Annotated in this window: 18 protein-coding genes; 6 read left to right on the top strand and 12 right to left on the bottom strand. The window is 49.0% G+C overall.

Annotated features, from left to right (window positions below; all coding sequences use genetic code 11):
• Nucleotides 1–17: 17 nt before the first annotated feature.
• Nucleotides 18–2,825, bottom strand: a complete 2,808-nt coding sequence (gene polA / locus BMW71_RS10110; RefSeq protein WP_092174789.1) for a DNA polymerase I — start codon at nucleotides 2,823–2,825, stop codon at nucleotides 18–20.
• Between the two features lie 445 nt (nucleotides 2,826–3,270).
• Here polA and BMW71_RS10120 point away from each other — a divergent pair, with 445 nt between their 5' ends.
• Entirely contained in the window at nucleotides 3,271–3,579 is a 309-nt protein-coding gene (locus BMW71_RS10120; RefSeq protein WP_092173171.1) for a hypothetical protein, read from the top strand.
• A 239-nt stretch (nucleotides 3,580–3,818) separates the two neighbouring features.
• Here the strand turns inward: BMW71_RS10120 and BMW71_RS10125 are convergent, their stop codons facing one another.
• From BMW71_RS10125 to BMW71_RS10135, 3 genes are all read right to left on the bottom strand, one after another.
• Complete coding sequence (locus tag BMW71_RS10125) at nucleotides 3,819–4,268, bottom strand: hypothetical protein (RefSeq protein WP_092173174.1); 450 nt, start codon at nucleotides 4,266–4,268, stop codon at nucleotides 3,819–3,821.
• 56 nt (nucleotides 4,269–4,324) lie between these two features.
• On the bottom strand, nucleotides 4,325–4,780 hold the full coding sequence (locus tag BMW71_RS10130; RefSeq protein ID WP_143057601.1) for a hypothetical protein: 456 nt from the start codon (nucleotides 4,778–4,780) through the stop codon (nucleotides 4,325–4,327).
• Between the two features lie 143 nt (nucleotides 4,781–4,923).
• Complete coding sequence (locus tag BMW71_RS10135) at nucleotides 4,924–5,532, bottom strand: hypothetical protein (protein WP_092173179.1); 609 nt, start codon at nucleotides 5,530–5,532, stop codon at nucleotides 4,924–4,926.
• A gap of 132 nt (nucleotides 5,533–5,664) precedes the next feature.
• On the opposite strand from BMW71_RS10135, the gene gltX reads away from it, so the two are divergent.
• Genes gltX through BMW71_RS10150 form a run of 3 tightly spaced genes read left to right on the top strand, consistent with a single transcriptional unit; the run spans nucleotide 5,665 to nucleotide 8,115 of the window.
• On the top strand, nucleotides 5,665–7,200 hold the full coding sequence (gltX, locus tag BMW71_RS10140) for a glutamate--tRNA ligase (RefSeq protein ID WP_092173182.1): 1,536 nt from the start codon (nucleotides 5,665–5,667) through the stop codon (nucleotides 7,198–7,200).
• A 47-nt stretch (nucleotides 7,201–7,247) separates the two neighbouring features.
• A complete protein-coding gene (locus BMW71_RS10145; RefSeq protein ID WP_092173185.1) occupies nucleotides 7,248–7,451 on the top strand; it encodes a hypothetical protein in 204 nt (67 codons plus the stop codon).
• A gap of 25 nt (nucleotides 7,452–7,476) precedes the next feature.
• Nucleotides 7,477–8,115 (top strand): outer membrane beta-barrel protein, encoded by a 639-nt coding sequence (locus BMW71_RS10150; protein ID WP_092173188.1) that lies wholly within the window; start codon nucleotides 7,477–7,479, stop codon nucleotides 8,113–8,115.
• A 201-nt stretch (nucleotides 8,116–8,316) separates the two neighbouring features.
• Here BMW71_RS10150 and BMW71_RS10155 read toward each other — a convergent pair whose 3' ends face one another.
• From BMW71_RS10155 to ruvB, 4 genes are all read right to left on the bottom strand, one after another.
• Nucleotides 8,317–9,696 carry a RagB/SusD family nutrient uptake outer membrane protein gene (locus tag BMW71_RS10155; RefSeq protein ID WP_092173191.1) on the bottom strand — a complete coding sequence of 460 codons (1,380 nt, stop codon included), beginning with the start codon at nucleotides 9,694–9,696 and terminating at the stop codon, nucleotides 8,317–8,319.
• Between the two features lie 19 nt (nucleotides 9,697–9,715).
• Nucleotides 9,716–12,688, bottom strand: coding sequence for a SusC/RagA family TonB-linked outer membrane protein (locus BMW71_RS10160; protein WP_092173193.1), 2,973 nt, complete (start codon nucleotides 12,686–12,688; stop codon nucleotides 9,716–9,718).
• A 314-nt stretch (nucleotides 12,689–13,002) separates the two neighbouring features.
• A complete protein-coding gene (gene queG, locus BMW71_RS10165; RefSeq protein ID WP_092173196.1) occupies nucleotides 13,003–13,935 on the bottom strand; it encodes a tRNA epoxyqueuosine(34) reductase QueG in 933 nt (310 codons plus the stop codon).
• 23 nt (nucleotides 13,936–13,958) lie between these two features.
• Nucleotides 13,959–14,996, bottom strand: a complete 1,038-nt coding sequence (gene ruvB, locus BMW71_RS10170; protein ID WP_092173199.1) for a Holliday junction branch migration DNA helicase RuvB — start codon at nucleotides 14,994–14,996, stop codon at nucleotides 13,959–13,961.
• A 157-nt stretch (nucleotides 14,997–15,153) separates the two neighbouring features.
• On the opposite strand from ruvB, the gene BMW71_RS10175 reads away from it, so the two are divergent.
• Both BMW71_RS10175 and BMW71_RS10180 read left to right on the top strand, forming a co-directional pair.
• Complete coding sequence (locus BMW71_RS10175; protein WP_092173202.1) at nucleotides 15,154–16,221, top strand: FAD:protein FMN transferase; 1,068 nt, start codon at nucleotides 15,154–15,156, stop codon at nucleotides 16,219–16,221.
• 14 nt (nucleotides 16,222–16,235) lie between these two features.
• Nucleotides 16,236–16,970: a ZIP family metal transporter gene (locus BMW71_RS10180; protein ID WP_092173204.1), complete on the top strand. Its 735-nt coding sequence runs from the start codon at nucleotides 16,236–16,238 to the stop codon at nucleotides 16,968–16,970.
• A 6-nt stretch (nucleotides 16,971–16,976) separates the two neighbouring features.
• Here BMW71_RS10180 and BMW71_RS10185 read toward each other — a convergent pair whose 3' ends face one another.
• The 4 genes from BMW71_RS10185 to BMW71_RS10200 all read right to left on the bottom strand — a co-directional run bounded on the left by BMW71_RS10185 (nucleotide 16,977) and on the right by BMW71_RS10200 (nucleotide 23,856).
• Nucleotides 16,977–18,554 (bottom strand): calcineurin-like phosphoesterase family protein, encoded by a 1,578-nt coding sequence (locus tag BMW71_RS10185; RefSeq protein WP_092173207.1) that lies wholly within the window; start codon nucleotides 18,552–18,554, stop codon nucleotides 16,977–16,979.
• Nucleotides 18,555–19,963: 1,409 nt separating this feature from the next.
• Nucleotides 19,964–20,737: an alpha/beta fold hydrolase gene (locus BMW71_RS10190; protein WP_092173210.1), complete on the bottom strand. Its 774-nt coding sequence runs from the start codon at nucleotides 20,735–20,737 to the stop codon at nucleotides 19,964–19,966.
• A gap of 79 nt (nucleotides 20,738–20,816) precedes the next feature.
• Nucleotides 20,817–21,986, bottom strand: a complete 1,170-nt coding sequence (locus tag BMW71_RS10195; RefSeq protein ID WP_218145579.1) for a succinylglutamate desuccinylase/aspartoacylase domain-containing protein — start codon at nucleotides 21,984–21,986, stop codon at nucleotides 20,817–20,819.
• Complete coding sequence (locus BMW71_RS10200) at nucleotides 21,967–23,856, bottom strand: CBS domain-containing protein (protein ID WP_092173216.1); 1,890 nt, start codon at nucleotides 23,854–23,856, stop codon at nucleotides 21,967–21,969. Before BMW71_RS10200 ends, BMW71_RS10195 begins: the two co-directional genes overlap by 20 nt.
• Between the last annotated feature and the right edge of the window lies 1 nt (nucleotide 23,857).

Genomic DNA, 23,857 nt, shown 5'->3' on the forward strand with positions numbered 1-23,857 from the left:
GTGAATTTGAAGCATTGCTAGTGAGCCTCCAGCCAATTATTGCCAACCCCTACTTCTGCTTCCAGGGGTACCGCAAAACGGATCGCCCCGGACATGAGTGCAGGAATTTTCTCCTTCAGCAGATCCACTTCGTCTTTGTGTGCATCAAATACCAATTCATCGTGGACCTGAAGGATCATTTTGGAACGAAGTTTCTCGCGAACCATCCATTCGTGTACCTGGATCATGGCCACTTTGATCATGTCTGCGGCAGAACCCTGTATGGGGGCATTGATGGCGTTGCGTTCCGCAAAACCACGCATGGTAGCGTTTCGGCTATTGATGTCCCTCAGGTACCGTCTGCGCCCCAGAATGGTTTCGACAAATTCGTTCTTTCGGGCTTTTTCAATGCTTTGATCCATGTAGGATTTTACGGCCGGGAATTCCTTGAAATAGGCGTCTATGATCTCTTTTGCTTCCGAGCGGGGGATTTTCAATCGTTGGGACAGTCCAAAGGCTGAGATGCCGTAGATGATTCCAAAATTGGCCGTTTTGGCTTTCCTTCGCATGTCTCCGCTTACCTCCTCCAGGGGCACCTGAAATATTTTCGCGGCTGTTGTGGCATGGATGTCGCGTCCCTGTTCGAAGGCCTCGATCATGGATTGGTCTTCCGAAAAAGCAGCCATGATGCGCAGTTCGATTTGGCTGTAGTCCGCTGCCAGGATCAGGTGGTCGGCATCCCTGGGGACAAAGGCTTTTCGGATTTCCCGGCCTCGTTCGGTTCGGATAGGAATGTTTTGCAGATTAGGGTTAATGGAGGAGAGCCTGCCGGTAGCTGCCACAAACTGGTTGTAGGTGGTGTGGATGCGGCCGGTTTTTGGATTGATCAATCCCGGGAGGGCGTCCACATAGGTGGATTTTAGCTTGACCAGTTGCCGGAAATCCAGAATGGCCTGGGCAATTTCGTGCTCCACCGCAAGTTTGCTGAGCACCTCCTCCCCGGTAGCATATTGACCGGTTTTGGTCTTTTTTGCTTTGGGGTCCAATTGCAGTTTGACAAACAGTATTTCGCCCAATTGCTTGGGAGAGCTCAGGTTAAATTGCTCGCCGGCCAATTCGTATACCTTTTTTTCGATGACCCGGCTTTCCGTTTCCAGCTCGCCGGACATTTCTTTCAGGCTTTCGGTATCAATGCGTACCCCCTCAAATTCCATGGCGGCCAAAACTTCGATCAGGGGACTTTCTACCTCGTGCAGGAGCTTTTCCAGCTTATTTTCCCGGACGATTGGGTCCAATTCTTTTTTCAATAACAGCGTGATGTCGGCATCTTCGGCTGCATAGGGCGCTACCTCCTCCGGGGCCACATCCCGCATGTTGCCCTGGTTTTTTCCCTTTTTTCCGATGAGGCTTTCGATCGAAACCGGCTTGTAGCGCAGGTATTGCTCGGCCATCCAGTCCATGGAGTGCTTCCCTTCCGGTTCGATCAGGTAATGTGCCAACATGGTATCGTAAAGTTTTCCTTTTACCACAATGCCGTAATTCATCAATACCAGGATATCGTATTTGATATTTTGCCCGATTTTTAGAATTTCGGGGGAAGAAAAGACCGGAGCCAAAAGCGCCAGGATCTTCTCGGCCCCTTTTCTTTCTGCGGGAAAGGGGATGTAATACGCTTCTCCTGGCAGGTAGGCAAAGGAAATGCCCACCAGTTCTGCCTGATTGGGATTGATGGAGGTGGTTTCTGTATCGAAGCAAATTTCCTGCTGCAGCAGTAAGTAATGAACGAGCTCCCGAATGGCCTCCGCTCCTGCTACCAGGTGGTAATCGTGGTTTCGGGTAAATATACTATCCAGGCTATCGGGGACGGCTATGGGCGGCTCTTGGTTCTCCTCGGCGGCGACTGCAGGCTCATTGCCCGTAAACAGCCCCAACTGTTCGTCTACTTTTATGCTTGGTTTTTTGATGGCTTCTCCAAATACCCGCCGGGTCAGGGTACGGAACTCCAGTTCGGCGAAAAGAGCCTTGAGTTTTTCCTCATTCGGGGGCTCGTAGGTAAGGGCTTTCTCGTCAAATTCAACGGGAACATCCTGAATAATGGTGGCCAATTCTTTGGATAATATCCCTTGTTGAGCAAATTTTTCGACGTTTTCCTTTTGCTTTCCTTTCAATTGATCCGTGTTTTTGATCAACTCCTCTACCGAGCCAAATTGTTTCAATAGTTTGACCGCAGTTTTGGCCCCGATTCCTGGAATACCGGGTATGTTATCGACAGCGTCGCCCATCAATCCCAGTATGTCCCGCACCTGGTCCACCTTTTCAATATCCCACTTGTCGCAGATTTCTTTCGGCCCCATGATGTCTACGGCATTCCCCATAAAGGCCGGTTTATAGAGGTAGATATGGTCTTCTACCAATTGCCCGTAGTCCTTATCCGGAGTCATCATGTACACGGTAAAGCTGGTTCGTTCGGCTTTCTTCGCCAGGGTTCCGATAATATCGTCCGCTTCGAATCCATCCAACTCCAGCGTGGGAATGTTAAACGCCTGCACGATTTCTTTGACCCAGGGAATGGCTACGGCGATGTCCTCGGGTTGTTCCTGACGGTTGGCTTTGTAGGCCTCAAATTGCTCGTGGCGAAACGTGGGTGCATGGGTATCAAAAACCACGGCGATGTGTGTGGGTTTTTCCTTTTCCAATACCTCTAGTAAAGTATTGGTAAACCCCAACATCACGCCTGTATTGAGTCCTTTGCTATTGATCCGGGGGTTTTTGCTGAACGCAAAATGGGCCCGGTATATCAATGCCATTGCATCCAGTAGGAAAAGCTTTTTGCTGCCTTTAGCCATTTGTTGATCCGGTTTTTTTTTAAATATCGTTTGGGATTGCTGGAGCATAGTTCCTCCAAATCCAGCACAAGTTAGTGAATTTTGGGCAATGCTGCGGTCTGAAAAAAATTAGATCCCACCATCGACCAGTCGCCTATCCTTTGACTCCTGAATTTGAGCAAATGGTACCTTCGTAAAGAGGAAAGATTGCCAGGCCCTATCTGGTGGGGCATCGTGTTTATGGCTCTTGTAGCATCGGCTTTGCAGCGAAGCAGCCCGAACTTTGCCAAAAAGGTACATTCCTGGATCGATAGTTTTTGGTTGATTTTGCTGCTTTTGCTGCGCATTCGTTCCGATCCCCGTTTTTTTGGTAGGATTATTGGTATATTTCGGACGCGTATCCGTTCGATTCTGATTTCAGCTTGAAAAAATGTATTACTATGTTTCACCTTAAATACCTATTCACATGAAAAAGATCGCATACTTTTTATCCATCCTGATGTGGTTGACCGCTATAGCGCCTGCAGCCATGGCAAAAAACGAACCGGCAGAAAAGGAGCCTAGCCCGGAAGAGCAGGCCCGTTTGGAGCAATTGGATGAGCGGGTAAAAGAAATAAAAGCCATGGATTTCCGATCGATGGATAAGGAAGAAAAAAAAGAAATCCGCAATGAACTGAGGGACATCAACAAGGAGGCCAAAGAATTGGGCGGAGGTGTTTACATTTCAGCAGGTGCATTGATTGTCATCCTGCTATTGCTCATTATTTTGACCTAATTGCAGGCACCCCCGACTTCCCCAAAAGGGTCGGGGGTGGTTGCTTGCATTTCTTTTCGGTATTTCCGCACATCGCTTTAAGGCTTTTTTTAAACCCGGGGGGAATCGGCGCGCCTACCTTTCGGCGTTCAGACAAACTTCCGTTGGTTTTTTATAAATCCCCAGCATCTTTACCTGCGGAAGGGGCAGTCCAGAAAGTTTGTTGATCCGCGCGATCCGAACGTTGAGACTCCCGTTCGCTATTGGTCGGACAGGCTTTTCAAATACTTTTTTACTTGCAAAGCTTTCCACAAAATAATTGTCAGGGGGATCAGCCAAAGCGTTTCGTTAAAAATCAAATGGAAACCCAAGCGTTTGTTCCACGCCATATCGCCCATGTATAGGATCAGAAAACTAACCAGAGAAGCAACTTTCATAACAATTCCCAATCCCATCAGGTAAACCCAGCTGATGGGGTAAAAAGCAGATAGAAACACTAACAGTCCGGCGATCATTCCCAGGCTTCCGTAAAAAAGGGTTCCGGACCAGCCCTCCAAACCCGCGTCCATGGCCAGCCAATTCAGAACGGTGGGGCCAAACCAGCGGAAAAAGGCGCCCCATAGGATGGTATAAATACCCGCAAGCAAAAGCAAACCTCGGTGCGGCATGGTGAACCGGGGGAATTCTGTGGGATTGGAAGGGTTTTTCATAGTTCGTCGTTGACAGCTGTGTAACGTTTACCGATGGTCTCCGGTTCGGGAGGGAATTAATTTTTTATGGTTTCCGAAAAATACCGAAATCCCCAAAGGATTTCGCTGATGAAGTTGACCGGCTGGTACGTTTTTTTTATCGTTTGAGGCACAAATGGTTCCAGAGACACCCGAATATTCCGGAAGCGATCCTTCTCTACGGTTATGGAAAAATGGGCGGTAAGCCGCAGCAAATCCCGGGGAAAAAAAAGCCGCTGATGCACCTTGATTGCAGGACCGGGCAGTCCAAACTTTTTTTTACCAGCAGCCTGACTTTCCACTGCCAATTCGAAGGACTCGGGACCGATCGTTACCACCGATTGGCCGGTAAAACGGGGGTTGAACGAATGAGTGAGTCGGATTTTATTTTTTACGAGGGTGTAGCATACCTCCCGTCCAACTTCTTTTTTTAAGAACAATTGATTTTGGGTGGCGAAAAAGTGCCAGAGATTATCAATTCTCTTGAGCTCCATAACAGCGTTATTTTGGGTGTGAGTTGCCGAAGCGTTGGGTAGTATAGCTACGGCACCTTCCAATTTAGGATTTATTTTTGTTTTTTCAATAGACGTCCCTACCGTGTCTTTATCGGGTGAATCGGCATTTACGGGAAGGATCTTTATTTGGAGGAGGTTATTTTTTCATAGTCCTTGAAAGTTTGAATAAAGGCTTTGCGTGCTTTCGGGTCCTCAAATACGGGGATCCAGCCTTTTTCCGTTTTGGCTTCGATGGAGGCCATATCCGCCAGTAGCCATTGGTAGAGCTTTTTAGCAGCTTTCAGGTGGGTCTGCCGATCTCCTGAGTGGATCCGTAGCGAATCCGCGATGGTTTTCAGGCCTTGGTGTGCCCGTAGCAATACGGGAGCGTTGGTTGCCAGCTTTCCTTTTGACAGAACGAAGGGGACCGCTGTCCTGTTGTTTTTTTGGACGATCAGATCCAGTTGAATACCCGATTTGGTGCTGTCCGGATCAAAATCCTCGTGGGTATAGCGTTCGATCATTGCCTCTGGCAAATGAGCCGTACGGTAGTCTATTTTGCGAATGTTTTTAAAGTAGATCAGCCCTGCGTCGGAGACGGTAAATTCAGCTTCTTCCCCGGAATTGTCGGCCCTGTACTCGTTGAAAAACGATAGCAGCAAAACCAGCCCGATGGAGATTGAGCCAAAGATCTTCAGGAGGCGGTACATTTCCTGGGTCATTTGGTCGGTATTGGCTGCGCTTTTTTTCATGATTTGCTATTGGTAACAGTATTTTGCCGAAGATGGTTTAGCTGAAAAACGAATAAGTCTTCCAGAGTTTTGGAGCCAAATTCCTTATTAATTGACTATCTTTGCCCTCTTAAACGAAATCGACGGCTGTTTATGAGTAACGAAGTACGCGTAAGATTTGCTCCTTCTCCTACAGGAGCATTGCATATAGGTGGCGTAAGAACCGCCTTGTACAATTACCTTTTTGCCCGGAAACACGGCGGCAAGTTCTTGTTACGGATAGAAGATACCGATCAAAACCGATACGTTCCCGGAGCCGAGGATTACATAAAGGATTCTCTGGACTGGATCGGGATCAATCCCGACGAGAGCCCCTGGAATCCGGGGGATTGTGGACCCTACCGGCAATCGGAACGTAAGTCCATGTACCGGGAGTACGCGGAGTACTTGCTTGAAAAGGGACATGCCTATTACGCGTTTGACACTTCCGAAGAGTTGGAAGCCATGCGGCAGCGGCTGACAGCTGCGCGTGTGGTTTCGCCCCAATACAATTCGATTACCCGAACGCAGATGAAAAATTCACTGACGCTGCCGGCCGATGAGGTGAAATCCCGGTTGGAGTCCGGTGAGCCCTATGTCATCCGTATCAAAATACCCCGAAAAGAGGAAGTCAGATTAAACGACATGGTACGGGGCTGGGTCATGGTGCATTCCAATTCCCTGGATGACAAGGTACTCATGAAGTCGGACGGAATGCCTACCTATCACCTGGCCAATATCGTAGACGATCACTTAATGGGCATCACGCACGTTATCCGGGGCGAAGAATGGCTGCCATCGGCACCCTTGCACGTATTGCTCTACAGGTACCTGGGATGGGAGGACAGCATGCCTGAATTTGCCCATTTGCCCCTGCTATTGAAACCGGACGGAAACGGCAAACTTTCCAAAAGGGATGCCGAAAAACACGGCTTTCCCATCTTCCCGCTTAGCTGGAAGGACCCCAATTCCGGAGAATGGGTGGCAGGGTTTAAGGAAGCTGGCTACCTACCGGATGCATTTCTGAATTTTCTGGCCTTTTTGGGTTGGAACCCAGGGGATCAACGGGAACTGTTCTCCGTGGAAGCGTTGGTAGACGCCTTTTCCATCGATCGTATCGGCAAGTCAGGCACCAAATTTGATATCAATAAAGCCAAATGGTATAACGAGCAGTACCTGCGAAAAAAATCCGATAAGGAACTTGCGGCGTATTTGTTGGAAGACCTACAAAAAGAGAACCTTTCCGTATCGGCGGAGAAAGCGGAAAAAATCGCTGCCGTAATGAAGGAACGAGCTACGTTTCCCAGCGATTTGTGGAGCGAAGGACGATTTATGCTGCTCGCACCGGAAGAATTCGACGGGCAGGTAGTCGCCAAAAAATGGAATCAGGAGGCAATCACCGTGCTATCCGCCTACAGCAAAAACCTGCAGGAAGCAGAAGCGCCACTTACAGCGGAATCGGCCAAGGCACTCCTTGAATCTTCGGCCGAAGCCGAAGGCATCAAATTAGGCAAAGTGATGCAAGCGGTGCGCCTTGCCGTCACTGGTGTAGGCGCAGGGCCGGACTTGATGCAAATTTTTGAGATATTAGGTAAAGAGGAGTTGATCAAAAGAATCGAATTTGCGTTGAATAAGATAGACGCGGCTTAATCTTTGTCGCGTCCAAGAAATGATATCGGAGTAAACGATAAACAGCCATGGCTAAAAAAAGCAAAAAGAAGGAGACACCGAAGGTAAACGAAGAGCTGGAAGGCTTCACCATGAACATCAATTCGTTTGGTGAAATTTCCAGTTCCTTTTCGATCGATAAAATCAACGAGTTTCTCAATAAAAATGTCGACGATAAAAAGTTGAGAGACCGGGAGGATTCCAAAAAGGATCCCAGCAAAGGAGATCACTAACGAAGGAGTTTCAACCAATTTTCCTATGAAAATCCTCTGGCCGGTACTGTTCCTTTTTATTCTACTCTCCGGCAGTCTCCTGGCCCAAACCAGTGTGGGTTTCCGGGCGGGATACACCGAATCCAGCGCTAGCTACAGGGTCACGTTGGGCAGTTTTCCCAGGACCGTTACCGGGGTAGCTGCACCAACCTATTCGCTGGTCATCGAGCAGTTTTTTGAGAAGAACGCCGGCGCACAGGTAGAATTTCAACTCCTGACGACGGGCTACGCCGCCACCGATACCATCAATACGGGAAATGAAACGCAATTTGATTACCTAAAGATCCCGATTCTTTCCAACTTTTACCTGGGCAATTCCGGAAGGTTTCACATCAAACTTGGCCCCCATATCGGCTACCTGCTGGATGCCAGGGATGTTAGCCGAGTGGTGGAGGGGGAGTTGGTTATCCCGACCTACGGGCAGCCGGATGACCGACCCCGGAAAGTTATGTATGGCCTGACGGCCGGTGTGGGCCTCTCAAAATTGTTTGGAAAGCATACCCTGCAGGGTGAGGTACGCTACTCGTATGAATTTGGCCGGCCCGAATCGCAAGAACGGATTTTTGACATCAATTTTACCCAATTGGAATTCTCCCTGGCTTATCTTTTCCGGGTACTTGAATAAGGCCATCGTATTGGTCTGCCAAAAAACGTCTCCCGAGGAAATACATTAGCATACGTAATAAGGTCAGAACAGCGGTCTATTTGCGCTACCACCATTTCCCGAATAGGAGAGGTTTCAGCGATGGGTTTCCCAAGCTAGCAGAAACAAAAAAAGCCACGCCCAGTTTTGGGCATGGCGTTTCTTTTTGAAAGTTTTCGTGGATTAGTCCTCCGCGTAGATATCCCAGTTTACTTCCGACTGTGGATGCGGAAACTGACGAAATACGGTTCCCTGATCAAATGAGGTGTTGATCTCGTCCAATCGGTCGTACCGTCGTGCATCGATCCATCGGTGACCCCAGGGTTCTGCCCAAAGCGAATACCGTCGTTGGTAGAGGATCTCGTCAATAAGGCTTTCCAGGTCGGTGGCTCCGGTATAGTCGCCAATTTCAGCGGCGTTGCGGATTACATTAATGGCCTCAACGGCAAGATCGGTCTGACCCAGCTGTGCATGCGCTTCGGCTTTCAACAAAATCAGCTCTTCATTCCGGATAAAAGGAATGGGCGTGGTATTGGTTGGCCAGCGGTTGTCCTGATGGGTTCCCACCAGTGGTGTGGCATCTGTGGTAACGATGACCGGCTCCTCCCGTTCGAAAAACTTGGCCGCTACCCGTGCGTCACCCGGCGTAGCGTCTGCCAATACCGAAGGATGGACCACAACGATGGTATTGATAGCAGCATCCCGGACATAAAACAGCGGATTAAACAAATCGGGAGCACCGGTATAAGGATGTGCCGGTCCGGCTTGCAAATCCCCGTCCATATCCATGAAGGAGTTATCCAGTGCATCAAGCACTCCCTGCCAGTCTTCCAGGTAAATATCGGTCCTGGCCAGGATCGCGTTGTTTATTTCGCGGATACGATCCAGCGAGGTAAAGTCGGCAAAGCCTGAAGTAAGGGTGAGTGGAAAATCACCCGATCCCGCAGATGCCAACAACTGGTCTGCCTCTAGCAGTAGGGACTGCGCGTGACGTATCGCATCCTCGTAAGGAACGTAGGGGCCTGGATTGAGCGGGTCTTCCACATCGATCCGGATTCCATTTTCGTACACAAAATTTGCGGGAATCATAAATTGGTAGCCCTGGATCATTCGGGCAAATCCCACGATAGCAGCCTGCTCTTCTGTGCTCAACACGGTCGTGTTCAACGTGGCCGAAACCAGGGTTTCCGCCTGCCGGATGGCCTGATAGGGGTTTGCCCAAGAGCCTCCACCCGTGGTACCGAAGCCAAAGTAGATTCGGTCCGGCACGCGACCGGCCTGCCCGAGCCAGTCGGTTTGGAAGCGGGGATCGGATCCGTTTAGGTACCAAATTTCCCGGCCGAAGGTATTCCAGGCCCGAGAAACGTTTTCCACATAGCCCCGGTGTCGGGATTCCAACCCGGTCACCAAAAACTGAATCTGGGACCGGCTGGCGTTTTCACTCACACTCCCCACAGAGGGGTTGTTGGGATCATCGATTTGATCCAGTTCCAAAGGGTTGCAGCTGAAAAGGAGTAATCCGGCCACAACGCTCAATCCTATATATTTTTGAATGGTATGCATTGTTTTCATCAGTTTAGGATTAAAAATCAAGATTTACGTGAAAGAAAATCCTTCTTGGCGTTGGATAGGGAGCGATGTCGACGTTATTGGCCACCGACTGTGCACCAAAGGTGGAGGTCTCCGGATCGTATCCCTGGTAATCCGTAAATAGGAAAGCATTGTTCACAGACATTCCGAAACGTACCCCTTCCAGCGCATTTCCAAACGTATTCGTCAAGGCAGCCTTTGGTAGGGTGTAGTACAAGCCGATTTCCCTTACTTTGACGAAAGAAGCATCCTGTACCCATCGGCCCGCGTTATTATACGGCTCTGGCGGCCGTTGCCTTCCGTTGGGGATTCCGTCTCCGTTATCATCCCCAAACCATCCATTGGTCGTTCCTCCGGCATCTGAGAGGAAGGAGGTAAGGTTGATGTTTTCGCCCCCTTGTCTCCATTCCACCAGGAAGGACAACTCCAGGTTGTTGTAAATCCGTAGGACATTGTATGCGGAGGCATTGAACTTAGGCTGGGCATTTCCCCAAACCGTAAATCCACTTGGGTGATTCGGATCGGCTGGTGTACCGACGATGGTAGTTGGGGCAAAGCCTTCCGCGTAGTAGAATGTGCCCAGAGCGGGGCCAAAACCACCCAAGGTATACTGAGGGATGCCCAGACGGGTCATGTTTACCCGGTTTTGCCAATACATGATTCGGGAAAACCAGTTGAAATTCCCGCGATCCACTACCGTGCCAGACAGACTTAATTCCAAACCCTTGTTTTGTAATTCTGCCTCGTTACTTGGAGTGGTATTTACTCCGGTAGACGGCGCCAGGTTGAGGTTCTGAATGTTATTTTGCGTGTTCTTTATGTAATAAGTGGCTTCCAGCGAGAATCGGTTGTTTAGCAAGCCAAGATCCACACCGAATTCCAATTCGGTGGCTGTTTCGGGCCGGATCTCGGTGTTTCCGATTTGCGTGCCTACTACAGAACCTAACAGCCCGCCAATATTGGCGCCTTCTAGCCGGGTAAAGGTGTTTCCAAATTCCACCGGTCCGGCAGTCTCTCCATAGGCAATTCTAGGTTTCAACTGAGTAAGTACGGAGGAATTCCAGAAATCGAAATTGGCTACGTTAAATGCTACCGAGGCGCGCGGAAAGGCATAGTACTGGTTGGGATCGCCGTTTAGGGTAGATTTGTCCCAACGCACCCCGACGGTACCGATGATCTTGTCTTCAAAATTAGCCTCTTGCTGGACAAATACACCCGCTTCCTGTACCTCGCTGTTGAATTGATCTACGATCTCTTGGATCGAAGCTTGCCGCAAGTTGGTTTGTCCGGGTACCAGGCCTCTGCCTCGGTTAAATAGGGAACTGTTGGTAAAATCCAAACGAACCATACCCGCCTGGGAGTTCATGTTGACTTTACCCCAGTTGAAATTGTAAACCAAGGCCGCCTGGAAGTTGGTGTTGAAGCTTTCCTGCTTTCCCCAGAAGGCATCGCCAGGGTTTGCCTGACCTCGCTGAAACTGCAAAAATTCGGGCAGGTAAACCAAGGTGGAGTTTTGGTAAAAATCAAACCCTCCGGCCACGTTGGCCCGCAAGAAGCTATTGTTGGTTCGGAGTAGGTCCACATCCAGGTTGAAAGCCTGCACAAATCGCTGCACATCGGAGTCGTTGACGGCATGATCAGTTACCGCTATTGGGTTTTCGCCGAAATACGGGTTGACCGGGTAGTTTCCATTTTCATCGGGCCGCAGGTCGAAATAGTTCGGTACATACGCAATGTTGTAGCCAATACTTGCTCCTGTGTTGTTTTGGTTACCGGTGAAGCCCCGCTGTGTATTCGATTTTATGTAATTGGAAGACACCCCCAATTTAATGTTATCCGTGATATTGTGGTCCAGGTTGGCTCGCAAAGAAAAGCGATCGAAACCGGTATTTTTTACGGTTCCGTCCTCTGAATTGATGTTTCCGGACACGAAAAACTTCGTCTTCTCGTCACCACCAGATACGGTAAGGCGGGTATTGCTCAAGACGGCGGTATTGTTGTAAAAATAGTCTTCGTAATCGATGGTGCCGGTCGATTCCCTGAACCGTTGAAGTTCGGTAGGTCGCCGGTTTTCCGGGAAAAAGGTGTTGATTTTTTCTTCACTCCAACCATCCACCCCGAGCAAACGCAAAGGTTGCGCAAAGCCAATGTCCTGAGCCAGCGATACCTTTGTCCTACCCTCGGATCCTCTTTTGGTGGTGATGATGATTACACCGGCGTTAGCCCGGGTTCCGTAGATGGCTGCAGCGGAAGGACCTTTCAGCACTTCAATGGATTCGATATCCGCAGGGTTCAGGTCGGCAAGTCGGTTGGCGCCGTCGTCCTGATTGGCCCCCCCTGCACCGGTCACCGTCGCACGTCCGGTACGTTGAAAGGAGTTATTGATGTACACCCCGTCCAGAATGATCAGTGGCTGTGAAGCGCCGATCAAGCTGGAAATTCCCCGCAACTGAATGGAAAGGCCCCCTCCTGGGGCACCGCCGTTGGAGCGGATATTGGCACCTGCTATTTTACCATATAACGCACCATCTGTGGTTTGGATCGTCGTTGTTCCCGTTAGTTCTCTGGAGGAGACGGAGGACACGGCGTTGGCGAGGTTGGAACGCTTGACCGTGGAAGCAAGGCCCGTCACAACTACCTCTTCCAGGTTGGTTGCGTCTTCTTTTAGGGATACTTCTAGCGAGGTATTGTTCCCTGGACTTACGTCAACATTCTGACTGAGATAGCCGAGCGAAGAAATGATCAGCGTGGCCGGTGAATTGTCATCAAAGTTCAGGTTAAACCTGCCATCCAGGTCGGTGACGGTACCTTTTGTGGTGTTTTGGACCAGGATACTGGCCCCAATCATGGGGTCTCCCGTCCGCTCATCGGTGACTACGCCCGACACGCTGTACTGTGCATGTGTCCAGCCCATACTGAGTAGGGATAGGAACATGACCAATGAAAATCGGTAAATGTTACGCATAGAATTAAGTTTAGATTAAGGTTAATACGCTTTAGGCAATCCGGGTTTTTTCTTTTACAAGTAATAATTAGTTAGTTGTTCTTGGAATTTCGACAAAACTATTCATTTTGTTTTGAATTATTGTGGTAGGAGGCCCAACATGTTTTAACTAACTAAAGCCAAAAGAATATGAAATTGTTTCCATCGGTGGTGAAAATTACTGTAGATTCGGTTTGGCCTATTCAGTTAAAGGTGAAAGAACGTTCAAAATAATGGCGGAGTTTCGTTTTTTTCTGAAAAAAATGGCAGGCAAAGGAAAAAAAGAAAGCGGATCTTTACGAAAGGCTGCTTCGGATGAATTTTATCGTTCGTTGCAGCCCTTCCCACTTGCTGCGTTTCAACGCCGACTTTTTAAAAACCCGGTCGAAGGTTTCTTTGGTCATTTCCTCCCAGTCAAGGGATTTCAGCTCCGGATGGGGTAAAAATTCCGGTTCCTGATGAGGTTTGGAGAAACGATTCCAGGGACATACATCCTGGCAGATATCACAGCCAAAGGCCCAGTTTTCCATCTTTCCCTTAAATTCGGATGGGATTTCTTCTTTTAGCTCGATCGTCAGGTAAGAAATGCATTTGGAGGCATCCAGCAGGTTGGGCTGAAGAATCGCATCCGTAGGACAGGCATCAATGCATCGGGTACAGGTCCCGCAATAATCTTTGGTAACGGGCGTGTCGTAGTGCAGGGGTAAATCAATGATCAATTCTGCCAAAAAAAAGAAACTCCCCTTGTGTTGATTCAGTAGTAAACTGTTTTTGCCCGTCCAGCCCAAACCGGCCTTTTGGGCCCATTGTCGTTCCATTACCGGTGCGCTGTCTACAAATACCCGGCCGTTGATTTCCCCGATTTCTTCGCGTAGGAGGGAAAGGAGATCCTTCAATTTGTCTTTGATGACAAAATGGTAATCCTTTCCGTAGGCGTATTTGGCGATTTTTAAGTCCTCCCTGCCTTCCGGGAGGCGGTTTGGAGGGTAATAATTGTAGATCAGGCTGATCACCGACTGGGCATCGTCCACAAGCTTGCGGGGATCCAGGCGTTTGTCAAAATGGTTGGCCATGTAGGCCATTTTTCCGTGGTAATTATTGTTTAGCCAGGATTCTAGCTTTGGTGCTTCTGCCTCGAGAAATTCCGCCTTTGCGATGCCGCAAAAATCAAATCCCAATTTCCGGGCAGCGTCTTTGATTAGCTGGCTGTTCTTTTCCCTGTTTTGCATGGCGTCAACATCTCAAGAGGAGGCTATACATCAAAAAGGCTTCCGGACTGCCCACCAAAATCCGGTTTTAGCTTCAAATGTTGGTAGGCCAGTTCGGTGGCGGTTCTTCCCCGGCTGGTTCGTTTGAGGTACCCTTCCTGAATCAGAAAGGGCTCGTATACCTCCTCAATGGTTTCTGCTTCCTCTCCGCAGGCAGTAGCAATGGTGGAGAGGCCTACCGGGCCTCCGCTGAATTTCTTTATGATGGTGGTCAGGATGCGGTTATCCATTTCGTCCAGACCATTTTCATCCACGTCCAATGCGTTGAGGGCAATTTTTGCGATCTCCATGCTGATCCTTCCGTCTCCTTTTATTTCTGCAAAGTCCCGCGTTCTACGTAGCAAGGTATTGGCAATACGTGGGGTGCCCCGGCTCCTTCGCGCGATTTCGAAGGCTGCCTCCTCATCGAGAGGCGTGCCCAAAATGGACGCTGACCGTTTGACGATGGTGCAGAGAAGCGCTGCGTCGTAGTACTCCAGTCGGGCGTTGATCCCAAATCGGGCTCTCAATGGAGAAGTAAGCAGCCCGGACCGGGTAGTCGCTCCCACCAGCGTAAAGGGATTCAGGTTGATCTGCACCGATCGGGCGTTGGGACCCGAATCCAGCATGATGTCAATTCGGAAATCCTCCATCGCCGAATACAGGTATTCTTCCACGATGGGATTGAGCCGATGAATTTCATCAATGAAAAGGACATCTCCATCTTCGAGATTGGTCAACAGGCCGGCCAGGTCCGAGGGTTTGTCCAGTACGGGTCCGGAGGTGATCTTCAGGCTGGATTCCAGTTCATTGGCAATGATGTGGCTTAAGGTGGTTTTTCCCAAGCCAGGAGGGCCATGAAGCAAGACGTGATCCAGGGACTCTCCTCGTTTCTTTGCGGCCAAAACAAAGATTTTGATATTTTCCACGGTTTTGTGCTGACCGGTAAAGTCTTCGAAACTCAAGGGCCGCAGGGCTTTTTCAATCTCTTTGTCCCCGGGGCTGAGGCTGTTTTGGTCACCACGCAGATAGTCTTCTCTCATAGTCGCTCGCTAATAGGTACAAATATAAATAAAATGATGCGGTTTTTAGCTGCCGGCTGCGGATACCTCCTGCCCCGACCGGGGGATATTGGGGAAATAGTAGGCGCAATTGGAAAATAAGAATTAACTTTCGGAAAAATAAAACAGGCATCGTTTTATGCGAAAATCAGCCAAAAAAAATATCATTTACAGCATTTTGTTGTTGTTGGTGGTATTTATGGTGTATCTGTACCGGCAAAATAAGAACACCCCAGCTACTCATGCGCCGGATGATCCCAAAATTGTCCTTACCGGACCTACCATGGGCACCAGCTACCGAATCGTTTACTTAGATCCGGGGAGGAGGGACTTTCAGGAAGAAATCGATTCGCTACTCCTGGATATCAACCGGTCCTTGTCTACCTATATGCCGGATTCTGAGATCAGCAGGTTTAATCAAACCGATTCGATCGTGTTTGATTCGCCGTATTTGTATCCGGTACTGAAAGCAAGCGGTGAGGTGTATCGGGCAACCTCCGGAGCATTTGATCCCACTGTGGGGCCACTCGTAAATGCGTGGGGATTTGGTCCGGAAGGGGCATCACTAAAAGACAGTGTGGCCATACGGCAGCTGTTGGAGCAGGTCGGCTTTGAGCAGCTGTATTTTGATGAATCGGTTCTGAAGAAGACAAATTCAGATACGTACCTCGACTTGAGTGCAATCGCCAAAGGCTACGGAGTGGATCTGGTGGGCACCTTTTTAGAAGGTAGGGGCATTCAACATTTTTTGGTGGAGATCGGTGGAGAACTGGTGGCCCGTGGACGAAACGAAAAGGGAGAACTCTGGAAAGTGGGCGTCACGCGACCCAGCGAAGAAGGCCTGGCCAACGATTTGTATTCGATTATCGCTTTGGATAACAAGGGCATGGCCACGTCTGGAAACTACCGTAATTTTTACGTGAAGGATTCTGTAAAATATTCGCACACCATCAGCCCGTTTACAGGCTATCCGGTAGCGCACCGCCTGTTGAGTGCCACCGTGGTGGCCGCAGATTGCATGACTGCCGATGCATTCGCTACAGCCTTTATGGTGCTGGGAGTCGAAAAATCTCTTGAAATACAAGCCGCTACAGAAGGCCTGGAGATCTTTCTTATCTTTACGAATGAGCGGGGGCAGATGCAATTCCACGTCAGTGAGGGCCTGGCCCCCCTGCTTACCACGGTGGATGAAAAGGAAGTCAACTAACCCAAAATAGGATCATGCTACCATTTCTTTTACTTTTTTTGTCCGCCTTTGGTGCGGGTTTGCTAGCCCTGCTGGTTCCCGGTTGGAAGGAAAAGAGCTTTAAATTGGGATTGATTTTTGCGGGGGCCTATCTTTTCGCCATCACCATTTTGCACATATTGCCGGAGCTTTTTGCGGATCAGGGTTCTGCCTACTACATGGGCTTGTATATCCTGTTGGGGTTCTTATTGCAGCAGGTATTGGATTTTATGTCATCCGGTATCGAACACGGACACATTCACGATCACGGCATGCATGGCAGGGGAAACAGCGTATGGACCCTGATGATTGGGCTGTTTTTACACGCCTTTCTCGAAGGCACCCTGCTTTCCAAACAACCCATGCTGGCCGGACATCAGCACGGTAGTGAGACGCTATTAATAGGGATTATTTTGCACAAGATGCCGGAGGCATTTGCATTGGTGGCCGTGTTGATGACTCGTATGAAAAAACCTGGAATTTTATTGTTACTGGCCCTGTTTTCGCTGGCATCACCCCTGGGTATGGTTTCTACCGATTTGCTTTTTGACCAACAACTTATTGGCAGGGGTACCCTCAACATCTTATTTGGACTGGTGGCGGGTGGCTTCTTGCACATCTCCACCATAATCTTTTTTGAAAGCTCTCCCCAGCACCGGTTTCAATTGCACAAACTTCTGATTATTCTATTTGCCTCCGGGCTGGCTATTTTGACCGAGTTTATCATTTGAAGAGGCCTATTCGCGAACGCGAAATATCCGGTAGGAACGGTATTCCTGCCCAAACTGGTCGCGCGTATGCACCTCGAGGCGATGGGTCCCGATGGCAAGATTGGCAGGCAGCAGCGCAGACCAGGTATGTCCAGACACCTGGGGAGGGTCCATCTTCCAGCCCAGGCCTTCGTCCACCCGGGTGCCGTCTGGTAAGGTCTGTTCCAGATACGCATCCAGACTGTGCATCCAGGTATTCAGTGGGTCCTCCCGCGGATCAAACGTCATGGGTATCCAGGAACCTGCAGTACCAATGCGCATGCTTACACTGGATTTTTCCGATCCCGCAAATACGTTTGCGATCACCAAGGTGTTTTTGAGCTGCCTTGCAGGAATATCGTCCGGCAAATGAATGTTCATCTGGTAGGAAGAAGGCCTGCGGGCCGCCTTGAACCGGATTCGGTAGTCGGTGCCATCAAAGGTTACCAGGCTGTAGCCATTGGGCGCTCCGTCATTCATTGTCGCATGAGGGATGCCGGTTTCGTCTTTTAATCCGACCCACCAGCTACCACTTACCGTCGCGTTGATAAAATGATGGTGCGGGCTGTCTCCTTGCCAACCATGCTCCGGGCCGAGGAAGACGTGCCGCATGGTATGGGTGTGGCCGGCGAACGAAAGTGTATGTGGCCGTCCCTCCAAAAGCCGAAACAGTTCCTCACGACCTTCTGTACGTACGATTGGCGCATGTTGTAAAATCACCACCCGCTTTTCCAGGGGGACCTTTTCCAGGTAGTTTTTCGCGAACCGCAGTTGGCTTTCGGTATACCGCGAGGTATAGCGTCCATTTTCGGAATAGTGAATATCCCGCAACACGAGGAAGACCACTTTTCCGTACTCAAAGGCATAGGTGCTGGGACCAAAGAACCGATTAAAGGTTTCGTCCCGGAATTCGTCCTCCGATACATCCCGGTTGTGGTCATGATTACCAAATACGTAGTACCAGGGAATGCCGATGGTGGCGGTACTTTCGCTGATTTCTTTAAAAAGAGCGGGATCGTCTGCCACAATATCGCCAAGGGTAATGCCAAAAGCTGCATCGGTACCCATACATTCTTCAAGTACATCGTGACTGACATAGTTTACCTCCTTCATTCCCCTCGCCTGTGGGTCGGCAAATAGCAATACCTCAAATCGCTCTGGCTCTTCATGCCAATGTAAGGGAAAATTGATGCGGCCTGGCAAGGGTCCGGTCGGCGCAAGACCCGGTATCTCGGTGTCGGGCGAGCCCTGGGGCTGGTGCCAATAGTAGTAGTAGGGAAGTTGATTTTCCGTAAGGGGCGATTGGTAGCCACTTGGTTTGATGACAAATAGTGGCTGACCGGCCCGGACCGGCAACTGCCAGCTGCCATCGGATCTACTTGCCACTACCTCCTCTCCATTGGAGACCAGCACAGAAGGAATCCCCGGTTCTTCCGCATCGAATCGACCGTTTTTATTTTGGTCCAGGTATATCCGACCATGGGCCGTTTCCTGAGCCTCCGTATCGTTCGGAAAAAACCAGGAATTTAGCCCGATCAATAGCAAGCAGGTGGTATAGGATTTCATGTTGAAAAAGGTTAGGAACATTCGTCTGCACGTATAACGGAGCGAAGGGCTGTACTTACTACCTTCTGCGGCGAATTTGCTAAAAAAAAATGCCGGAGCCTTATGTTCCCATAAGACCCCGGACAAACCCTACATTAAAAAAATAACCAACGATCACTACGGATTTCCAACTTCCTCTGTCTCTCCTATCCGTATCCCATCTCTTTAACACCCGAAACTTACCATATGAAAAGAATAAATCTGAATAAAAAATGAAATAATTAATTGAAAAAATGTACAAAATGTTTTAAATATTTTGAAATACATAAAATTGCGTATGGGAAATGGTAATAGGGATATTTATGTCTTTTGTCTAGAAAAAAAACACGTTTGTGGCAATTCTTACGGATTATTGTCGGCAAATACCTTAAAAAAATCTAGTAAATACCGGTAAAAAGCCTATTTGTATATTGGCCGCCTGCGGGATACCTGTGGACATGGAAACGCCTGAATGTGAATGAGGTAGCAGGGTTTAGAGCAGCGTTCGGTTCGTGTGAAGGGCCGCTGCCCATCGCAGTGGTTTATACAGGTAGGGGTCGACGGTGTAGTAGAAAGGTTGCCGTGGCGACAAAAAAAAATGCCGGAGCCTTATGTTTCCATAAGACCCCGGGCAAACCCTACATTAAAAAATAACCAACTAACAATTTCCTTTAATCCCTTTTGGCTTCCCAGGCCTTTTTTCATTTCTTTAACATCCGAAACTTAGCATAGAAATCGGAATAATCCGAATTTTTTATAAAATAAATTACTGAAAAAATGCACAAAATATTTTATTTATTTTGAAATACATTAAATAAGGTGTTTATAATTTTGATACTGATAAATATGTCCTTTATGTAAAGAAAAAACCCGTTTACCAATCGCAACGGATTGCTTATCAGCTAAATGCATAAAAATTATGCAAATTTTCTTGAAAAAAGGTAATTTTTTCCTCATGCCCCCTTTTTTCCCGGTCTCACAAACAGTGGCTGCCGCCCGGCTCCGGGGGCCGAAAGATCAGCGGATTTGCTACTCTTTTTTGCGGTCGATTGCCTATCGACAGCCGCTGAGCTAGCGGCAATGGGTAAACTGTTTTCCTGGCCCGGCTCTTATTTCCTTTTAACGCCGAATAGGACGTTTTTTGTACGAAAGCATAGCCGCATCGTCTGCACAAGGGTATTTTTTCAACCCACCGTTATCCGTGCGGTTCCAGGGGTGTTTGCGAAGCATTTTGCTGGATTAGCTGACCGTTCGTATTTGCTACCTGAGCGAGCCTTTTTCGGTTCGGGTAGGAGGGGGTGCATAGAGGAATGTAGGTAAAGAAAGGGCGGTATGCCTGGGCTTTTGGATTCCATACCAAGACACCTTGCTCCCGGATGATGCAGTAAAATCTACCTGGCCAGAAAGTCCAAGGCGATTCGGTTAAAATCTTCCGGCTTTTCTACGTTCACCACGTGCCCGCAGGCGGGGACGACTACCAATTTGGCAGAACGGTGATTTTCAACCAGTTTGGTAATGGAGGGCAAAAACATGTAGTCTTCTTCCCCCATGACATACAATGTTGGAATGGGCGTTTCTTTGATTCGGAAGAAAGCCAAAAGGGGATTTACTTTGGCAGCCAGCGAGAACCAGCGGATAAATTCTTTTTGGTATAATTTTTTTGCTTCCTGCACAAAGAGGTACCTGGAAGCCTTGTGGTTTTTTCTGGGCATGATGATAAAAGCAAACAGCTTGTATAGCAGCAGGTAAGGAATTACCGACTTTAACAAGATACCCAAACGCATCAGTACTTGACCCCGGACGTTTAGCTTCATGATCGCTCCGGCGAGAATCATGCTGCTGACCCGGTCCGGATGCCTTTCGGTGATTTCCCGAATGACAATGGTCCCCAGGGAAATTCCCACAAAATGAGATTTCCGGATGTTCAAATGGTCCAGCACCTCGATTACCTCGTCACCGATGATATCGAAAGAATAGTGCTTTATTTTTTCGTAAACCTGACTTTTTGATTTCCCATGCCCCCGTAAATCCACCAACAATACATTGAAGGATTTTTTAAAATCCCGGATCTGGCGAAACCAGATGGCACTGCTGCCCCCCGCCCCGTGGACAAAAGTAACCCAAGGGGCCTCGGTGTTCCGTGTATACGTGGTGTAGTGAAGCATCAGCGTTATAAACAGCGAAGTGGTCAGTAAGGTTTACCGCCGGTGAAAAATACGTAAAATTCCGTTAACATAGACGGAATCAATCCCTTTTTACCAATTCCCAATGGGTAGCCGGATCTTTCCGAACGATCTGGAAGCCCAGGACGTGAAAGATTTCTTTATTTAGAAACCGGGCGATTCTAGGATTAACCACGTAGCGGTTTGCTTGGGGGGCTTTTCTGGAAATGCCTGGAAGAAGTGGGAGTATTTCTGGTAAAAACGTTTTTCTAAGGACCTCGGATAGCCAGAGCCAAATTCGGGAAACCGGCCGCACGATAAAAAATCCTTCCTGCCCCATCTGCTGGTACAGGGGAAGGAAAACCATGCCCTTGTAGGGACTAATGACAGGCTTCCCGTCACTGCTAGCCAACACGAGCCCTTTTTGGATGGGGTTGAAATTGAAAAAGCCAGGTTTCATCTCAAACTGTTGTTCGGGCCGAAGCGGATAGCGGCAAAGGATTTCATAAAAGCCCGGACGGATGTCTTGTTTGCTTTTCAAATGGCCCTCCTCTGAGGCAATATCCGTGGGGGACAAGCGGATAATTCCCAGGTAATTCATACACAGTTTGACAAAAGCCTGATGCCTTCGGATACTTCCCGGATCCTCATGCCTTCCCGCTTCGAAGCCCAACGCTGGCAATCCCAGATCATTAATGTGGCTCATCAGTGGGCCTTCCAGGTATTCTTCTATGCCCAGTATGAGGGGCACGGGGAACTGTTTTGCCACGGCACGATTGACCAGCGTGTCATTAAAGGGAAGGAAGGCGCAACTTTCGGAGGAAGTGGTGTGCAGATCTGCAAACAAGATCCTGCCCCGCCCGTACCGGGCAATGATGGTCGTGATGAGCCGGTCCAAAGCGGCTAATTCCTCCAATTCGGGGTAGCTGAAGCTTTCCTGTTCGGATTTTTTCATGCGTACCAAATGTAGGTTATCAGCCGTCCAGATTCGGTTCAGATCCTTTTCGATATACCTTAGCTTGCGTTTGAGTGCCTGGTTGTTTCCTTTGAGAACCAATACATTGCCCTGAAGCGTGAAGTCGCCGCCCGGCGGGCTCCCAAATAGGGATTCCATGGCCATCACCGAAGCCGGCTCGTTACCGTGGATTCCGGCAATAATCACCAGGGTTGGAAGTTGGGGGTCCCCATGGTGGGCAAACAGAATACGGGGATTGTCTGTGGTGAGAAGCGGATCAGACATTATTCTTCGCATACAACTTGTCCCAGATTCCTTGTGCATCCGTATCCGTGACCAGGCCTATCAACTGATCCCCGTCTACTACCGGCAGGCAGCTGATTTTTTTATTTACCATCAGCAGCATGGCATATTTGATGTCAGTTTGTGGGCCCACTGTGACCAGATCGGATACCATGATATTTTTGGCAATTTCAAGCTCGTTTTCGGTTTCTCCGAGTTTTTCCAGGGTGGATCGGGTAATCAATCCCGTTAGTTTTCCAGCTTTGTTTTCTACGGGGATGTGGTGGATGTTTTTCCAAAGCATGATTTTCTTCACCAACGCGACCAGGTCGTCTTCCTGTACGGTGATCAAATCGGTGGTCATGATGTTTCCAATCCAATCGTATTGGATGGGTATGGATTTGAGCTCCGAGGAGCTGGCAGCTTTCCATTCGCTGATGGGCAATTCGGATTTTCTTCGTGTTTGTATTGCTTCGGTTAGGGTCACCATGGCCTCGTCCCTGCTCATGTGCTTTTTTATCGCCCGGTAGCTTTTAATCATCCAGCTGCTGCCGGTTTGGCCGGTTTTGACCCGCTTGCGGATAATTCCCAGGTATCCGTTCGCCTCTTCGCTGGAAATACCCACGGACAGCAATCCTTTTTCTGCCATGGGAATTAATTCATCCAACAGCAGTTTTTGTGCCGGAACCATGCGGTTTTCCCAGGCCATGTTGCTGTAGATACCGGAGGTTGCCGCCCGGTAAAAATTTCCCTTTGTATCCTCAAACGACCTTCGGTGCCAGGATTTTTGGTACGATTCGGGCATGGCTTTCATCAAGCCTACCCAAAGTACAAAGTTTGCCATTTCATCGATAACAGTAGGTCCGGATGGCAGATACCGGTTTTCGATTCGCAGGTGGGGAATTCCACCTCCCGTACCGAAACAGGGCCTGTTCCAGCGCCAGATGGTACCATTGTGTAATTTTAAGGCCTGTAGATCTGGGATTTTTCCTTTTTGCAAGTCTTGCAAGGAGTCGGCTGTGGACTTGTGGGTGAGGATTAAGGGAAATCGAGCGATGTTTTCTTTATAAATCTCGGTGGTATCCCGGGCCCAATGGTTGCCAAAGGATACACGCTGTTCTTTTTCCTTCAGGTGGTAGCCCTTGCTACGAATATCAATGCTTTGCTGAAAAAGCGGAATACGGGTTTCGGACCATAGCTCCCGGCCAAATAGCAAGGGGGAGTTGGTGCAGACCGCGAGAACGGGGCCCGAAATCAGCTGGGCCCAATTGTATTGGTCCACAAACTCCTCGGCGGTTACCTGCAGGTGGCACTGAAAGCTCGTATTGCAGGCCTCAAATAGAATATTGGTATGGGCTAAAATCAACTCGTCCACCCCGGAAATATTTAGTTCAAAATCCTGTCCCCTTAGCTGTTTGATGATCTCGTCCAGGGCCTGGTACCGGGGATTCGGGGTCATGTAGTCCATTTGTCCCGAGCGCAGATCAATGGAGGGCAAAATGCCCGTTAGTACGATCTCGTCACCAAAGGTGGCGGCCACTTGCTCGGCTTTTCGCAGGTATTTCCGGAGCTGTTTTTCCATCAGGGGAAAGGCTCCCGCCTTTAATTCCAGGGGATCCAGGTTTAGCTCCAGGTTGTACATGGCCAGCTCGGAAGTAAAATGGGCATCGGCCAGTTTGCTCAAAATCAAGGGGCCATTTTTGGAAGGCTTGTTATGCCGGTTGATGAGCGCAAACTCCTGCTCCGCACCGATGCGTTGCACATCCTTTTCGATGAGCCCCTCCCGGATCATTTGATCCAATGCTTCGATATCCCGGATCAGGTTTTTGAGAAACTTTTTCCTCTCGGGTAATTTGATCCCTTTATTTACGCGATGTTCTCCCATG

It is taken from the genome of Cyclobacterium xiamenense, from assembly GCF_900109255.1.
GTDB classification, from domain to species: domain Bacteria; phylum Bacteroidota; class Bacteroidia; order Cytophagales; family Cyclobacteriaceae; genus Cyclobacterium; species Cyclobacterium xiamenense.

What these genes read in the sequence shown, in the direction of transcription:
- polA (WP_092174789.1), bottom strand. Translation starts at nt 2,825, where the DNA reads ATGGCTAAAGGCAGCAAAAAGCTTTTCCTACTGGATGCAATGGCATTG.
- BMW71_RS10120 (WP_092173171.1), top strand. Translation starts at nt 3,271, where the DNA reads ATGAAAAAGATCGCATACTTTTTATCCATCCTGATGTGGTTGACCGCT.
- BMW71_RS10125 (WP_092173174.1), bottom strand. Translation starts at nt 4,268, where the DNA reads ATGAAAAACCCTTCCAATCCCACAGAATTCCCCCGGTTCACCATGCCG.
- BMW71_RS10130 (WP_143057601.1), bottom strand. Translation starts at nt 4,780, where the DNA reads ATGGAGCTCAAGAGAATTGATAATCTCTGGCACTTTTTCGCCACCCAA.
- BMW71_RS10135 (WP_092173179.1), bottom strand. Translation starts at nt 5,532, where the DNA reads ATGAAAAAAAGCGCAGCCAATACCGACCAAATGACCCAGGAAATGTAC.
- gltX (WP_092173182.1), top strand. Translation starts at nt 5,665, where the DNA reads ATGAGTAACGAAGTACGCGTAAGATTTGCTCCTTCTCCTACAGGAGCA.
- BMW71_RS10145 (WP_092173185.1), top strand. Translation starts at nt 7,248, where the DNA reads ATGGCTAAAAAAAGCAAAAAGAAGGAGACACCGAAGGTAAACGAAGAG.
- BMW71_RS10150 (WP_092173188.1), top strand. Translation starts at nt 7,477, where the DNA reads ATGAAAATCCTCTGGCCGGTACTGTTCCTTTTTATTCTACTCTCCGGC.
- BMW71_RS10155 (WP_092173191.1), bottom strand. Translation starts at nt 9,696, where the DNA reads ATGCATACCATTCAAAAATATATAGGATTGAGCGTTGTGGCCGGATTA.
- BMW71_RS10160 (WP_092173193.1), bottom strand. Translation starts at nt 12,688, where the DNA reads ATGCGTAACATTTACCGATTTTCATTGGTCATGTTCCTATCCCTACTC.
- queG (WP_092173196.1), bottom strand. Translation starts at nt 13,935, where the DNA reads ATGCAAAACAGGGAAAAGAACAGCCAGCTAATCAAAGACGCTGCCCGG.
- ruvB (WP_092173199.1), bottom strand. Translation starts at nt 14,996, where the DNA reads ATGAGAGAAGACTATCTGCGTGGTGACCAAAACAGCCTCAGCCCCGGG.
- BMW71_RS10175 (WP_092173202.1), top strand. Translation starts at nt 15,154, where the DNA reads ATGCGAAAATCAGCCAAAAAAAATATCATTTACAGCATTTTGTTGTTG.
- BMW71_RS10180 (WP_092173204.1), top strand. Translation starts at nt 16,236, where the DNA reads ATGCTACCATTTCTTTTACTTTTTTTGTCCGCCTTTGGTGCGGGTTTG.
- BMW71_RS10185 (WP_092173207.1), bottom strand. Translation starts at nt 18,554, where the DNA reads ATGAAATCCTATACCACCTGCTTGCTATTGATCGGGCTAAATTCCTGG.
- BMW71_RS10190 (WP_092173210.1), bottom strand. Translation starts at nt 20,737, where the DNA reads ATGCTTCACTACACCACGTATACACGGAACACCGAGGCCCCTTGGGTT.
- BMW71_RS10195 (WP_218145579.1), bottom strand. Translation starts at nt 21,986, where the DNA reads ATGCGAAGAATAATGTCTGATCCGCTTCTCACCACAGACAATCCCCGT.
- BMW71_RS10200 (WP_092173216.1), bottom strand. Translation starts at nt 23,856, where the DNA reads ATGGGAGAACATCGCGTAAATAAAGGGATCAAATTACCCGAGAGGAAA.